The 14,930-nt window shown below is 67.5% G+C and carries 11 protein-coding genes; 10 read left to right on the top strand and 1 reads right to left on the bottom strand.

Annotated elements, in window-relative coordinates:
- Positions 1 to 152: 152 nt before the first annotated feature.
- On the top strand, positions 153 to 2,684 hold the full coding sequence (locus IEY60_RS23160) for an N-acetylmuramoyl-L-alanine amidase (protein ID WP_229740052.1): 2,532 nt from the start codon (positions 153 to 155) through the stop codon (positions 2,682 to 2,684).
- A 142-nt stretch (positions 2,685 to 2,826) separates the two neighbouring features.
- On the opposite strand, the gene IEY60_RS23155 is transcribed toward IEY60_RS23160, so the two are convergent.
- On the bottom strand, positions 2,827 to 3,663 hold the full coding sequence (locus tag IEY60_RS23155) for an HAD family hydrolase (RefSeq protein ID WP_373291751.1): 837 nt from the start codon (positions 3,661 to 3,663) through the stop codon (positions 2,827 to 2,829).
- Positions 3,664 to 3,740: 77 nt separating this feature from the next.
- Here IEY60_RS23155 and IEY60_RS23150 point away from each other — a divergent pair, with 77 nt between their 5' ends.
- The 9 genes from IEY60_RS23150 (at position 3,741) to IEY60_RS23110 (ending at position 14,896) form a co-directional block, all read left to right on the top strand.
- Positions 3,741 to 4,718, top strand: coding sequence for an ABC transporter permease (locus tag IEY60_RS23150; RefSeq protein WP_189032032.1), 978 nt, complete (start codon positions 3,741 to 3,743; stop codon positions 4,716 to 4,718).
- On the top strand, positions 4,715 to 5,683 hold the full coding sequence (locus tag IEY60_RS23145) for an ABC transporter permease subunit (RefSeq protein ID WP_189032030.1): 969 nt from the start codon (positions 4,715 to 4,717) through the stop codon (positions 5,681 to 5,683). The genes IEY60_RS23150 and IEY60_RS23145 overlap by 4 nt, the downstream gene beginning before the upstream one ends.
- On the top strand, positions 5,680 to 7,524 hold the full coding sequence (locus IEY60_RS23140) for an ABC transporter ATP-binding protein (RefSeq protein WP_189032028.1): 1,845 nt from the start codon (positions 5,680 to 5,682) through the stop codon (positions 7,522 to 7,524). Before IEY60_RS23145 ends, IEY60_RS23140 begins: the two co-directional genes overlap by 4 nt.
- 17 nt (positions 7,525 to 7,541) lie before the next feature.
- Entirely contained in the window at positions 7,542 to 9,236 is a 1,695-nt protein-coding gene (locus IEY60_RS23135) for an ABC transporter family substrate-binding protein (protein ID WP_229740051.1), read from the top strand.
- Entirely contained in the window at positions 9,233 to 10,921 is a 1,689-nt protein-coding gene (locus IEY60_RS23130) for an ABC transporter family substrate-binding protein (RefSeq protein WP_189032026.1), read from the top strand. The genes IEY60_RS23135 and IEY60_RS23130 overlap by 4 nt, the downstream gene beginning before the upstream one ends.
- A gap of 49 nt (positions 10,922 to 10,970) precedes the next feature.
- A complete protein-coding gene (locus IEY60_RS23125) occupies positions 10,971 to 12,647 on the top strand; it encodes an ABC transporter family substrate-binding protein (protein ID WP_189032025.1) in 1,677 nt (558 codons plus the stop codon).
- Between the two features lie 2 nt (positions 12,648 to 12,649).
- Positions 12,650 to 13,294, top strand: a complete 645-nt coding sequence (locus IEY60_RS23120; RefSeq protein WP_189032023.1) for a hypothetical protein — start codon at positions 12,650 to 12,652, stop codon at positions 13,292 to 13,294.
- Between the two features lie 96 nt (positions 13,295 to 13,390).
- Positions 13,391 to 14,128: a FadR/GntR family transcriptional regulator gene (locus tag IEY60_RS23115; RefSeq protein WP_189032021.1), complete on the top strand. Its 738-nt coding sequence runs from the start codon at positions 13,391 to 13,393 to the stop codon at positions 14,126 to 14,128.
- Positions 14,129 to 14,284: 156 nt separating this feature from the next.
- Entirely contained in the window at positions 14,285 to 14,896 is a 612-nt protein-coding gene (locus IEY60_RS23110) for a sterol desaturase family protein (RefSeq protein ID WP_189032520.1), read from the top strand.
- The last annotated feature ends 34 nt before the right edge of the window (positions 14,897 to 14,930 follow it).

Genomic DNA, 14,930 nt, shown 5'->3' with positions numbered 1-14,930 from the left:
CGAGCAATCACATAATCCTCAAGTTGAGGTTTAGATGTGTGACGTATGTTAACTAGTGTGGTGTGTGTGGCAAGAGGAAGCAAGCATCACTTGCCGGTGATCGCCCCTGAATCACCAAGGTCTACGAGCTCGACCCTGATTGGAGAAGGCACGTGCGATATCGAAAGCCGAAACGTTCCTACGTGCTCCCGGTGGTCACCACGCTCGCCGTCGCCGCTCCTGTCGGCGCCTTCGCGCTGAGCGACTCGACCGATTACCGCAGCACCAACGACCAGCTCGCGGCGGTGCCGACGCAGCTGGCGGAGGTCGCGCTGACCTCCGCCCCCGACATCACGGTCCCGCTCCGTGAGCTGACCGGTCTCGACCTACCCGATCTGCACCTGTCGGATCTGCAGATGCTGCCGCTGCCGACCTCGATTCCGGTGCCGCCGGGATTACCCGTTCCGCCGGGCGTGGCGCTACCGACCGAGATCGTGCTGCCACCCTTACCGACGAAGGCGCAGCCGACAACGACGACCGCCGCGCCCGCCCCTGCCCAGCAGGGTGGCGCGCCCGCGCGTCCACCGGCGCCGAGCACCGCTGTCCCGACCGCGCCGCCGACACAGCCGCCCGCCGCGGCCCCGGCCGCACCCGCGGCACCAGCACCAGCCCCGGCCGCACCCGGGGCACCAGCACCGGCAGCGCCGGGCGCGCCCGCGGCACCAGCCCCGGTCGCACCCGCGGCACCGGCAGCACCAGCTCCGGCAGCCCCGGTCGCACCCGGGGCACCAGCGCAGGCAGCGCCCGGCGCACCAGCGGCGCCAGCTCCTGCGGCGCCGCCAGCTCCGGCTCCCGCAGCGCCGACCTCTTCCGCCCCGGCACCGGCCGCACCCGCGACCACTCCCCCCGCGGGCGCCCCGGTTTCCCCGCACCGTCCGACCGGGATCAAGTTCATCGCCGACCCGGCCAACCTGGAACCCGGCACCACCCCCGACACCCCCGCGCTCTCCCCCGGCGCGGTCGCCCCCGACCTCGTCGACCAGGTCGGCGCCCAGGTCAAGGAGCTCACCCAGGACACCCCGTTCAGCATGGTCGCGGTCACCGCGCGCGACCTGGTGAACACCACGACCAAGCTGCGCGCCCGTCAGCAGGACGGCAACTGGGGCCCCTGGTACGACGCCGATCCGCTCGACACCAGGGCCACCGACCACACCCCCGCCGACGCGCCGACCGGCACCGAGCCGATCTACGTCGGCGAGACCACCGCCGTGCAGATGCTGGTGACCCGCAAGCCGACCGCGGGCCCCGACCACGACCCGGCCCACATCACCGAGGCCGCGCTCAAGGCGATCCTGATCAACCCCGGCCGCGCCGCCATCGATGCCGGACTCACCGACGTCGCGGCCGCGCTGCCCGGCGGCGGACCGAAGGTCATCACCCGCGCGCAGTGGGGCGCCGACGAGTCGATCCGCTGCCAGGAACCCACCTACGACGACGGCGTCGGCGGCGTCACCGTGCACCACACGGCCGGTCGCAACGACTACAGCCGCGCGGAGTCGGCGGGCATCGTCCGGGCGATCTACGCCTATCACGCCGAAACCCTCGGCTGGTGCGACATCGGCTACAACGCCCTGGTCGACCAGTACGGCCAGATCTTCGAGGGTCGCTACGGCGGCCTGGATCGGGCGGTGCAGGGCGCGCACGCGGGCGGCTTCAACGAGAACACCGCGGGTGTGGCGCTGATGGGCAACTACGAGTCCGAGTCGCCGAGCGAGGCGTCGATCAACGCGATCGGCAAGTTCGTCGGCTGGCGGACCAAGCTCGCCGGGCTGAATCCCAAGGGCTACACCACGATGTATTCCGAGGGCACCGAGTTCACCCCGTACGCCATGGACGAGGCGGTCGACCTGCCGGTGGTGTTCGCCCACCGCGACGTCGGCAACACCGACTGCCCCGGTGACGCCGCCTACGCGCTGATGGACCGGATCCGCAATATCGCCGCGGGCAACGCGGGCACCTACTCCTCACCCGCGACGCCTGCCCGACCGCCGAGTCAGCAGGCCCGCGCACCGCAGGGCAACATGGCCGAACTGGGCGCCCTTGTCGACAAGCTGCTCGGCCTGTCCGGCGAGAACGAGATCGCCAGGCACTGGGTGAGCCGCGGCGGCGTGGACGGTCCGCTGGGCGCGCCGCAGTCGGATCTGCTGTCGGGCGCACAGGGTCGTCAGTACGCGAAGTTCGCCAACGGCTACATCTTCTCCGGCGAGGACGGCCAGGTCTTCGAGGTGGTCGGCGCGATCCTGGATCGCTACCTGAGCCTCGGCGGCGACGCGGGCGTGCTCGGCCTGCCGACCGGCAGCGCGTACCTCGTGCCGGACGGTCTGCGCACCGATTTCCAGAACGGTTCGCTGGTGCTCAACGAGCTCACCGGCATCGTCACCACGTTCTGGAAGACCTACAACGAGACCTACGAGGAAGAGATGGAGGGGATGAACGGCACCAAGCCCGAACAGGCGCCGGCCACCACGGCACCCACATCGACGGTGCCCGCGACCCCCGCCGCTCCAGCTGCTCCGACGACCGAACCGGCCGCCCCCGCGCCGGCCGCCCCCGCGCCGGCCGCCCCCGCCCCGGCCGACCCAGGCCTCGTCGATCCGGCCCCGGCCCAACCTCCGGTAACCGCAGAGCCCGCCCCGGCTGGCTAACCCCCGGTCATGGCGAAGAACGGCCGGTGCCCCTCCACCCGAGGGCACCGGCCGTTGCACGTCCGATCAAGATCACCACGCCGTCGTGGCGCAGGCCTCCCGGCCGATGCTCATCTGACAGCGTGGTGATCAACCGCCCAGTTCAGGACCACCAGCGTTCGAGGACCATGGCCACGCCATTGTCGATGTTGCTCCCGGTGACCTCGTCGGCCGCGGCTCGCGCCTCCGGGTGCGCGTTGCCCATGGCCACACCGTGCCCGGCCATCGTCAGCATCGGCACGTCGTTGGGCATATCCCCGAACGCGACGATCGACGCGTCCTCCACGCCGACCCGCCGCGCCACCTCCGCCAGCCCGGACGCCTTCGTCACCCCCGGCACCGCCAGCTCGATCAGCCCGTTCTCGGTGGAGTAGGTGATCTCGGCTCGGTCCCCGATCAGCGGCGCGAGCGCGGCGCGCATCGCGGAACTGCGCGCCGAACTCAGCCGGATCAGCATCTTGATCGCGGGCGAGTCGATGACCTCGGCATGCGAGACGACGGTGTCGTCGGGGTTGAGCCAGGCGTGCTCGTAGTTCGGCGAGCTCACGAACTGCGGGGTGGCGGCGTCGTGCGCGCTCGCGCCGACGCGCTCGGTGGCCAGCCCGCAGCCGGGTAGCGCGTGCTCGGCGAGTTCGGCCAGCCAGCCGAGAGTCTCGACATCGAGAGTGTGGCTGGACAGAACCCGATCGTTGGCACTGTCGTAGATGACAGCACCGTTGCCGCATACCGCCAGCGGTGCGTACCCGAGTTCACTGACGACCGGATTGATCCAGCGCGGCGGCCTGCCGGTGGCGAGCACGAAGGTGGCGCCGTCGGCGACGAGCGCGTTGACGGCGGACTTGGTGCGGACCGATACCTTGTCCGCGTCGTCGATCAGCGTGCCATCGACATCGGTGGCCACCAACTTCGGTTTCGGGTGCAGGGGCGTCATCCATTCCATCCTGCCGCACGTCGCCACGCGGGGACGCCGGACTGTCCTTATGATCAGGGCCTGAATACCCGATCCAGAGGGGACTGATGACCGGCTTCTTGTTGCGGCGCGCGCTCAACTACGTCGTGCTATTGCTGCTGGCCTCGTTCCTGACGTTCAGCCTGGCCTCGCTCACCTTCCGCCCGCTCGACAGTCTCGAGCAGCGCAATCCGCGCCCGCCGCAGTCGGTGATCGATGCCAAAGCCGAGCAGTTGCACCTCGACGAGCCGATCCCTCAGCGCTATCTCACCTGGCTCGGCGGCGTCGTGCAAGGGGATTTCGGGACGACGCTGGCCGGTCAGCCGGTGAGCGAGGAACTGGGCAGGCGGGTGGCGGTGAGCCTGCGGCTGCTGATCCTCGGCTCGGTCATCGGCACCATCCTCGGCGTGCTGATCGGCGCGGCGGGCGCGATCCGGCAGTACAGGTTCAGCGACTATCTCACGACCGTGTTCTCCCTGCTGATCATCTCCACGCCCGTGTTCTTGCTGGCGACCTTGCTGAAATACGGTGCGCTGCAGGTCAATACGGCGACCGGCACGCAGATCTTCCTCTACACCGGCGAGACCTCGGCCACCCAGGTCGTCGGCCTGTGGAACCAATTCGTCGACCGCGCACAGCATCTCGTGCTGCCGACGCTGGTGCTGGTGCTCGGCGCCGCGGCCGGCTACAGCCGCTATCAGCGCAACGCGATGCTCGACGTGCTGCAAAGCGATTTCATCCGCACCGCGCGAGCGAAGGGCCTCTCGCGCAATCGCGCCCTCTACAAGCACGGCCTGCGTACCGCCCTGATCCCGATGGCCACCCTGTTCGCCTACAGCCTCGGCGGCTTGATCACCGGCGCGGTGTTCGTCGAGCGAATCTTCGGCTGGCACGGCGTCGGCGAATGGTTCATCGACGGGGTCAACGCCCAGGACCTCTATGTCGTCGTCACGGTGGCCACCTTCGCCGGGCTGGTGGTGCTGGTGTCGGGTCTGCTCTCCGATGTCGTACTGGCCCTGCTCGACCCGAGGGTGCGTATCTCATGACCGAAACCGAACTCATCGTCGTCGGCGCCCCCGAGGCGGTCGCGGCCGGGCGCCGCAAGCTCGTCTGGCGGCGCTTCCTGCGCAACAAGCCCGCCGTGGTCGGCGCGGTGATCCTGCTCCTGCTGGTGATCGTCAGTTTCGCGCTGCCACCGCTGCTGCCGTGGGACTACCAGCAGATGGACTACAAGGCGCTGCTGAAGCCGCCGAGCCTCGAGCATCCGTTCGGCACCACCCAGATCGGCCAGGACGTACTCGCCCAGACCATGCGCGGGTTGCAGAAGTCGCTGATCATCGGCTTCTGCGTGGCGATCTTCTCCAGCATCATCGCCTCCACCGCAGGCGCGCTGGCCGGGCTGCTCGGCGGCTGGACCGATCGGGCCATCATGTGGCTGGTCGACCTGCTCCTGGTCGTGCCCGCCTTCATCATCATCGCGCTGTTCGCGCCGCGCACCAAGGGTTCTGGTTCGATCGTGATCCTGATCGTGCTGCTCAGCGTGTTCGGCTGGATGATTTCCGCACGCATCATCCGTGGTCTCACCCTGAGCCTGCGGGAACGCGAATTCATTCGCGCCGCACGGTATATGGGCGCGCCGACGCACAAGGTCATCCTCAGCCACATCATCCCGAACATCGCCTCGATCCTGATCATCGACACCACGCTGGCCGTCGGCGCCGCGATCAGCGCCGAAACAGGTTTGAGCTTCCTGGGTTTCGGTGTCCAGCCGCCCGATGTGTCGCTGGGGTCGCTGATCGCCGCAGGCACCAAGTCCGCGCTGACCTACCCGTGGCTGTTCCTGTTCGCCGGTGGCCTGCTGATCACGATCGTGCTGTGCGCCAACCTCGTCGGCGACGGCCTGCGTGACGCCTTCGACCCGGGCGCCCGCGGCGCCCGCAAGGCGCGCAAGGAGGTCGCCGAGCAGAAGGACGAGGCGCAGGTGGAGTTGAAGAAAGCCGAGAAGCGATGACCACGTCCACCGCACCACTGCTCGAGGTAACCGACCTGCGGGTTTCCTTCCCCGGTGAGGAAGGCCGCGTCGACGCCGTGCGCGGGGTCAACTACACCGTCGCCGACGGCGAGGTGCTCGCGATCGTCGGCGAGTCCGGTTCCGGCAAGTCGGTGTCCTCGCTGGCCGTGATCGGCCTGCTGCCCGAACAGGCGCGCGTACAGGGTTCGATCCGGCTGCGCGGTCGTGAGCTGCTCGGCCTCGGCGACAAGCAGATGTCGAAGCTGCGCGGCTCCTCGATCAGCATGGTCTTCCAGGACCCGCTCTCGGCGCTGACCCCGGTGTACCGGGTGGGCGACCAGGTGGCGGAGGCGCTGCTCGCGCACGGCTCGATGAGCCGCAAGGAAGCGGGCGAACGCGCGATCGAGCTGCTCGAACTCGTCGGCATCCCCGACGCGCGGCTGCGCTCGCGGGCGTTCCCGCACGAGTTCTCCGGCGGTATGCGCCAGCGCGTGGTGATCGCCATGGCCATCGCCAACGATCCGGCGCTGATCATCTGCGACGAGCCGACCACCGCGCTCGACGTGACGGTGCAGCGCCAGATCCTGGACCTGCTGCGCAAGGCCCGCGACATCACCGGCGCCGGCGTCATCATGATCACCCACGACATGGGCATCGCGGCCACGATCGCCGACCGGGTCGCGGTCATGTACGCGGGCAAGGTCGTCGAAACCGCGCCGGTCGCCGAGCTTTTCACAGCGCCACGGATGCCGTACACGGTCGGCCTGCTCGGTTCCATCCCGCGCATGGACGGCCCGCCGCGCCTGCCGCTGATCCCGATCGTCGGCACGCCGCCCGCCATGCACGATCTGCCGCGTGGCTGCTCGTTCGCGCCCCGCTGCCCGATCTCCATCGACGACTGCACCGCCGCCGAACCGCCGCTGGAGAAGGTCGCGCCCCGGCACTCGGCGGCCTGCATCCGCACCGCCGAGGTCGGCACGTCCCAGCTGTTCGATGCCTACCGCAAGGAGATCCCCGAACCGGCGCAGCCCGACGTCACCGATTCCGATGTGGTCCTGCGGGTCACCGACCTGGTGAAGACCTTCACGCTCACCTCCGGCGTGCTGCTGCGCCGCAGGACCGGCGAAGTGCGCGCCGTCGACGGCATCAGTTTCGCCGTGCGCGCGGGCCGCACCCTGGCGCTGGTCGGCGAATCGGGTTCGGGCAAGTCGACGACCCTGTCCCAGATCATGGACCTGGTGCGCCCGCAGTCGGGCAGCATCGAGGTGCTCGGCAACGACGTCGCGAGCCTCACCAGGGACCGCACCCGCGAGATCCGCCGCAAGATGCAGATCGTTTTTCAGGACCCCAGCAGCTCCCTCGACCCGCGCCTGCCGATCTTCGACGCGCTCGCCGAACCGCTGCGCATCGACGGCCGCTCCCGCGAGGAGGTCAACCGCCGGGTCCCGGAGCTGCTGCGCCAGGTCGGCCTGCGCCCCGAACACGCCGAGCGCTACCCCGCGGACTTCTCCGGCGGCCAGAAACAGCGCATCAGCATCGCCCGCGCCTTGGCCCTGGACCCCCAGCTGCTCGTCCTCGACGAACCCGTCTCCTCGCTGGACGTCTCGATCCAGGCCGGCGTGCTGAATCTGCTGCGTGACCTGCAAGCCGAGCGTGGACTGTCCTACCTGTTCGTGTCGCACGACCTGTCCGTCGTCCGCAATCTCGCCCACGACATCGCCGTCATGTTGCGCGGCAAGATCGTCGAATCCGGCCCGGCCGAGCAGATCTTCGCGAATCCTCAGCACGAGTACACCCGCGCGCTGATCGCGGCAGTCCCGGAACCCGTCGTCAGCGGCTGAGCACCAGGAGGCACGCCATGAGATCCCGAGGAATGCAGTCCCGCCGCCGTGGTCGGCTGCGTTGCGCCGCCGTGGTGGTGGCGGCCGGGATGATCGTGGCGGGGTGCGGGGCCGGCGAGGAGTCGGCGACCGGTCTCAGCGATGCGCTCGGGACTACGAGCGATATCAATCCCCAGGGGTTGGAGGCGCTGCGCGAGGGCGGGAATCTGCGACTGGCCACCACCTCGTATCCGGCGAACTGGAACACGCTGTCCAACGACGGCAACGAGGGGGAGATCGCCGACATCCTGCGGCCGATGATGCCGCGCTCGTTCGAGATCGACGCGGCCGGGCAGCTCAGCGTGAACACCGACTACTTCACCGACATCGCGCTGACCAGCACCGATCCGATGCAAGTCACCTACTCGATCAACCCGAAAGCGGTGTGGTCGGATGGTTCACCGATCACCTGGGAGGACATCGCCGCGCAGGCGAACGCGCTCAGCGGCCGCGACAAGCGCTACCTGATCGCGATCACCAACGGTTTCGAGTTCGTCGAGAAGGTGGAGCGCGGCGTCGACGACCGCCAGGCGATCCTCACCTTCACCACCCCGTTCGCCGACTGGCGCGGCCAGTTCGCGGGCAACAGCTCCCTGTATCCGAAGTCGGTGACCAGCACGCCCGAGGCGTTCAACACCAGCCTCGTCGACGCGATCAGCCTCACCGCGGGCCCCTTCGTCATCACGGGGACCGACCGCGCTCAGGGCCGGATCACCCTGGGCCGCAACCCCAAATGGTGGGGCGACAAGCCGGTGCTCGACACCATCACCTACAGCGTGCTCGACCGCTCGTCGTGGGTACAGGCACTGCAGAACAACGAACTCGACCTCGCACTGCTCACCACCATCGACGACGTGAAGACCGTGCGCGGCACCGAAGGACTGGTCGTCCGCCGCGCCCCCGGCAACCGCTGGCGCCACATCACCTTCAACGGGGCACCAGGCTCGATCCTCGCCGATCCGGCTGTGCGCGTGGCGATCTCGAAGGCGATCGACCGCCAGGGCATCGTCTCCGCCATCCAGAACGGCCTCGTCGAGAACCCCAAACCGCTGAACAACCACGTCTTCCTGCAGGGTCAGAAGGGCTACCAGGACAACAGCCTCGGCTTCGATCCCAGCGCCGCCGCCCAGGAACTCGACGCACTCGGCTGGAAGCTCAACGGTGATGTCCGCGAGAAGGACGGCCGCAAACTCGCCATCCGCGACGTCATGTACAACGACCCGACCTGGGTCCAGATCGCCCAGATCATCCAGCAGAACCTGGCCGCGATCGGCGTCGCCCTGACCATCGACACCAAACCCGCCGCAGGCCTTTTCACCGACGTCATCCAGCCCGGCGATTTCGACGCCGCCCAATTCACCTTCCAGGGCGACCCGTTCCCCCTCGCCAGCCTCCGCCAGATCTACTACTACGACCCCAACGACCTCCAGGGCAATTTCGGCCGCATCGGCTCCCCCGAACTCAACGCCCTCATCGAACGCACCCTCACCGAACTCGACCCCCAGAAGTCCATCGACCTGGCCAACCAGGTGGACCGCATGGTCTTCGAGGAAGGCCACTCCCTGCCGCTCATGCAGTCCGACGGCAGCTACGGCGCCCGCACCACCCTCGCCAATATCGGTTCGCCGGGCTTGGCATCGTACGACTACACGAAGATCGGATTCACGAAATGACCGCTACTACTTATGCTTCCCGGCTGCGCCGGGCGGGTTTCCGCGTCGCGGCGCCTGTCGTCGCGTTGACGTTGGTTCTTGGTGGTTGTGGGGCCGATACCACGGTGGAGTCGGGGTCGAGTTCGATCGGTGCGATCAACGACATCAACCCGCAGGAACGTGACGCTTTGCGCGACGGCGGCAATCTCCGCCTGGCACTGACCAGTTTCCCCGCGACATTCAACAGTCTCCATGTCGACTCCGACGGCGAAGTCAGCGACATCACCGGCTGGACCCTGCCGGGGTCGATCAATTCCGATGCCGCGGGCGATCTCACGGTCGATCACAACTACTACACCGATGTCCAACTCACCAATACCAACCCACAGCAGATCGTCTACACGATCAACCCGAAGGCCGTGTGGTCGGACGGTTCGCCCATCACCTGGGAAGACCTGCGTGCACAGGCCAATGCGCTGAGCGGCCGGGACAACGGTTTCAAGATCGCCGCCAGCCAGGGCTACAGCAGCGTGGACAAGGTCGAACGCGGTGTCGACGACCGACAGGCGATCGTCACTTTCGCCGAGCACTACGCGGAATGGAAGGGCCTGTTCAACCCGCTGTATCCGCGGCAGATGACCGAGTCCACGCAGGCGTTCGAGGACATGTACCGCAACGACATGCCGTTGTCGTCCGGACCGTTCATGATCACCTCGGTAGACCGTGCGCAGCAGCGGATCGTGCTGAGCCGCAATCCCAAATGGTGGGGTGATGCCCCCAAGCTGGAGACCGTCACCTACAGCGTCCTCGCCAACGAAGCGCGACTGAATGCGTTGCAGAACAACGAACTCGACGTCACCGGCCTCAGCGGTATCGAAGAGGTGACAACGGCGACGGGTGCGCCGGGTATCAAGGTCCGGCGTGCGCCCGCGAACCGGTACTCGCACTTCACCTTCAACGGTGCGCCCGGTTCGATCCTGGAAGACCCGAAGCTGCGGATCGCGATCTCCAAGGGCATCGACCGCCAGGCGATCGCCACGGCGACCCAGCAGGGCATCGTCGCCGATCCGAAGCCGCTGAACAACCACCTGTTCCTCGTCGGCCAGAAGGGCTACCAGGACAATGCCGAATCGGTCTCCTACGACCCGGCCGCGGCCGCCCGCATGCTCGATGAGCTGGGCTGGAAGCTCAACGGTGATGTCCGCGAGAAGGACGGCCGCAAACTCGAGATCCGCGACGTGATGTACCAGGCCGACACCTGGACGCAGATAGCTCAGATCGCTCAGCAGAACCTCGCGGCGATCGGCGTGAAGCTGAAGATCGAGACCTATCCCGGCAACGGCCTTTTCACCGACGTGATCGACCCGGGCAATTTCGACATCGCCCAGTTCGTCTGGTCCAAGAGCATCTTCCCGCTCGGCGCGCTCCCGCAGATCTACGCCTACGACCCGGCGAACCCGCTGAGCAACAAGGGCCGCATCGGCTCGCCCGAACTGAATGCCCTGATCGAGGAAGTGATCGCCGAGCTCGATCCGGAGAAGGCGATCGAGCTCGCCAACAAGGCTGACCGGATGATCTTCGAGGAAGGCTTCTCCCTGCCCATCGTGCAGTCCGCGGGTACGGTCGCGGTGCGGGACACCCTCGCGAACTACGGTGCGCCGGGGCTGGCGTCGTACGACTACACCAAGGTCGGCTTCGTCAAGTAGCTACCACCGTGCCGCATTCGTGCAGCGAACCTCTGGAAAGGAGCGAACCATGCGGATTCGTTCAATGACCACCCGTCTGGCAATACCACTGGTCATCGTCAGCGTGATCGCTGCAGGCTGTGCCTCGGACGAGGATGCCGAAACCGGCGGCTCCGCCGCGATCGGTACCACCAGCGACATCAATCCCAAGGATGTCAGCGAGCTGCGCGACGGCGGAAATCTGCGGCTGGCGATCAGCGCGCTGCCGCAGAACTGGAACGCGCTGCACAACGACGGCAACGACGCCGAAACAGCTGCTTTGCTACGGCCGACGATGCCGCGGGCGTTCAAAACTGATGCGGCGGCCAATCTCTCGGTCAACACCGACTTCTTCACCGACATCCAGCTGACCGGGACCGACCCACAGCAGGTGACGTACACGATCAATCCCAAGGCGGTGTGGTCCGACGGCACGCCGATCTCCTGGGAGGACATCCAGTCCCAGGCCACAGCGCTCAGTGGCGCCGACAAGGCGTATCTGATCGCCAACAATTCCGGCTTCGATCGGGTCGAGAAGGTCGAGCGTGGCGTCGACGACAAGCAGGCCATCATCACGTTCAAGGAGCACTACGCGGATTGGCGTGGCCAGTTCGCGGGCAATTCGTTCCTGTTCCCCAAGTCGGCCACCTCGACGGCCGAGGCGTTCAACAAGAGTCAGGTCGACGCGCTGAGGCTGTCGGCGGGTCCGTTCATCGTCCAGTCGGTCGACCGCGCGCAGGGCCGGGTCGTGCTCGCGCGTAACCCCAAGTGGTGGGGCGATACCCCGAAGCTGGACACCTTCACTTTCAGCGTGCTGTCCAGTGAGGCCACCCTGCCCGCGCTGCAGAACAACGAGATCGACGCGGTCGGTCTCGCCAACCGCGACGAGCTGAAGACCGCACGCAGCACTCCCGGAATCGCGATTCGCCGAGCACCGGGCAACAGCTGGTCGCACCTGACATTCAACGGCGCGCCCGGCTCGATCCTGGCTGAACAGGGTGTGCGCGTTGCCATCTCGAAGGCGATCGACCGCCAGGGCATCGCCAACGCCATTCAGAACGGCCTGGTCGCCGACCCGAAGCCGCTCAACAACCACGTCTTCCTGGCCGGCCAGAAGGGCTACCAGGACAACAGCCTCGGCTTCGATCCGACCGCCGCCGCCCAAGAGCTCGATGCTCTCGGTTGGAAGCTCAACGGGGACGTCCGGGAGAAGGACGGCCGCAAGCTCGAGATCCGCGACGTGATGTACAACCAGGACGTCTGGGTACAGATCGCACAGATCATCCAGCAGAACCTCGCCCAGATCGGCGTGAAGCTGAACATCGAGACCAAGCCGGGCGCGGGGTTCTTCACCGAGAACATCCAGCCGGGCAATTTCGATGTCGGACAGTGGAGCTGGGTCGGCGATCCGTTCCCGCTCAGCAGCCTGACCCAGATCTACGGCTACTACCCCGATGATCTGCAGGGCAACTACGGCCGCATCGGCTCGCCGGAACTCAATGCGCTGATCGAGCAGACGATTTCCGAGCTCGACCCGGCCAAGGCGATCGAACTGGCGAACCAGGTCGACCGGAAGGTCTTCGAGGAAGGCCATTCCATTCCGCTGCTGCAGTCGCCCGGCAATGTCGCGGTGCGCGACACTCTCGCCAACTACGGTGCCGCAGGCTTGGCTTCGCTCGACTACACCAAGATCGGCTTCGTCAAGTAGCCGTGACCAATTCAGGCCCGGCGCGCGCGCTCACCTACCCGCTGCTCGTCACGTCCGGCACCCTCGCGGTCATCGCCGCGTGGGTGCCGTTCGCCGATCTCGATCAGCTGAGCGCGCTCGCCGCGGTCACCCTGGCGATCCTCGCCTTCACCACCTACCAACTGGGGCTCGCCTTCGGCCTCATCCCGACCGGGCTCGTGGCGACCGGCACGGTGGGTGGCCGTCGCGTGCGCCAGCAGCACAGGTTGGTGAGCCGGTCGTGGCTGGAGATCACCAGTGGTGACCGGATGGTCTGGCAGCCGGTCTTCTACGAACCGAGCCTGTCCGCGCTGACTCCCACCGACCTGGAATTGACCGGCCGCACGATCCGCGCAGGCGAGACCCGCTTCTACCCCTCCGGCCGGGTCCGCAGCACCGAGCCCGCGGGAAAACTGATCGACAACCCGAGCCGCCCCACCGAGGTACCCGCGTTCGGCATCCCCCGCCGCCTGATCCTCGACATCCAGCCCGCCGTAGGTTCCCCCCTCGCCGGCCTCCTCTGGGTCTACGTCATGAACGGCGGCATCGGCGCCTTCGTCGGCGCCACCACCGTCACCGCAGCCACCTTCACCTGGCTCTCCGCCATCCGCGGCTCCGACCCGAGCTGACACCCGGCTCAACACTTGATCACCCGGAACTGGACTTCTCCGCCGAAACTGGTCTGACCACTTGACCTCTTGACCTGTTGGGTGCATGCTCGAGGTATGGCATGGACTCCTGTGGTGAAGCGCTCGGTTTCCGGTGATGTGTTCGAGCAGATCGCCGCCGAGGTGCTGGGCGGGGAGTTGCCGGCGGGGAGTACGTTGCCGAGTGAGCGGCAGTTGGCCGAGGCGCTGGGGGTTTCGCGGCCTGCTGTCCGGGAGGCTTTGCAGCGGCTCGCGGCGGCGGGGCTGGTGTCGGTGCGGCAGGGTGAGGCCACCACGGTGCTCGACTATCGGCGGAGCGCGGGGCTGGAAGTGTTGCCCCGGCTGCTGCTTCGGGGGGACACCATCGACCCGGCGGTGGCCCGCAGCATTCTCGAGGCGCGGCTGCACAACGGTCCGAAGATCGCCGAACTCGCGGCCGCGCGAGTCAGGGCGCGCGGTGGCGCGGAGGCCCAGATCGACGGCGAGTTGGCGCTGCTGCACGAATCCGTGGATTCCCTTGTCGCCGAATCGGACCCGCTCACCCAGCAGCGGATCGCCCTCGAATTCTGGGATCACGTCCTCGATCTCGCCGATTCGATCGCGTTCCGGCTGATGTATTCCATGCTGCGCGCCGCCTATGAACCCGCGCTGGCGGCGCTCGCGCCGATCATGTCCGCCGAGGTGGGCAATGGTGGCGCGTATCGAGACCTGGCCGCCGCGATCGCCGCCGGCGAGCCGGAACGGGCCGCCGAATCTGCCAGGGCACTGCTCGGGCCGGCGACCACCGCTCTCATCCACGCCCTCGACGGGGCGTGATCCACCCGAGGAATCGCCATGATGAAAGACCGTCCGACAACGACGTCGCACGAGACCGCCCCGGCAGGGGAAACCCCAACCGCGGCGGGACATCCCGGCCGCGCGACCGAAGCCGATACACCCCGCGCGATCCGCCGCGGCGCGACGCTGCGCGAGATGGCGCGGGAGTTCGTCCGGCATCCGTCGCCCTGGATGATCGCCGCGGTCTTCGTTGCCGCGCTGGTGGCCCGCATCGCCGTCGGCGACTGGCAGCTCACCGACGCTCTCGTCCCCCTGATCGTCGTCGCCACCTTCCCGGTGACCGAGTGGATCATCCACGTGACGGTGCTGCACTGGCGTCCGCGCCACCTCGGCCCGGTCACCATCGACAGCGAGCTGGCACGCAAACACCGTGCGCACCATACGGATCCGCGCGACACCCCCTTGGTGTTCATCCCACCCAAGTCCCTGACACTCACCATCGTCGCGCTGGTCGCCATCGGCCTGCTGGCGTTCCCACGCCTCGGCCTCGGCCTGACCTTCCTGCTGACGATCACCACCCTCGGCCTGCTCTACGAGTGGACCCACTACCTCATCCACACCGACTACAAGCCCAAGCACGCGCTCTACCGGGCGATCTGGCGCAACCACCGCCACCACCACTACAAGAACGAGCACTACTGGTTCACCGTGACGACCTCCGGCACGGCCGACCGATTGCTCGGCACCGCGCCCGACCCAGCGACGGTGCCGACCTCACCGACTGCGCGTCACCTGCACGCGCAGTAGCTACGCGAAAGCCCCCGGCGGCGCCACCGCCGGG

It is taken from the genome of Nocardia rhizosphaerihabitans (assembly GCF_014646295.1).
Classification (GTDB): Bacteria; Actinomycetota; Actinomycetes; order Mycobacteriales; family Mycobacteriaceae; genus Nocardia; species Nocardia rhizosphaerihabitans.
The sequence above is the reverse complement of the archived record's forward strand: the minus strand, read 5'-3'. Positions and strand labels throughout refer to the sequence as shown.

Coding starts and splice junctions, on each gene's coding strand:
- IEY60_RS23155 (WP_373291751.1), bottom strand. CDS start 3,663: ATGGAATGGATGACGCCCCTGCACCCGAAACCGAAGTTGGTGGCCACC.
- IEY60_RS23150 (WP_189032032.1), top strand. CDS start 3,741: ATGACCGGCTTCTTGTTGCGGCGCGCGCTCAACTACGTCGTGCTATTG.
- IEY60_RS23145 (WP_189032030.1), top strand. CDS start 4,715: ATGACCGAAACCGAACTCATCGTCGTCGGCGCCCCCGAGGCGGTCGCG.
- IEY60_RS23140 (WP_189032028.1), top strand. CDS start 5,680: ATGACCACGTCCACCGCACCACTGCTCGAGGTAACCGACCTGCGGGTT.
- IEY60_RS23135 (WP_229740051.1), top strand. CDS start 7,542: ATGAGATCCCGAGGAATGCAGTCCCGCCGCCGTGGTCGGCTGCGTTGC.
- IEY60_RS23130 (WP_189032026.1), top strand. CDS start 9,233: ATGACCGCTACTACTTATGCTTCCCGGCTGCGCCGGGCGGGTTTCCGC.
- IEY60_RS23125 (WP_189032025.1), top strand. CDS start 10,971: ATGCGGATTCGTTCAATGACCACCCGTCTGGCAATACCACTGGTCATC.
- IEY60_RS23115 (WP_189032021.1), top strand. CDS start 13,391: ATGGCATGGACTCCTGTGGTGAAGCGCTCGGTTTCCGGTGATGTGTTC.
- IEY60_RS23110 (WP_189032520.1), top strand. CDS start 14,285: ATGGCGCGGGAGTTCGTCCGGCATCCGTCGCCCTGGATGATCGCCGCG.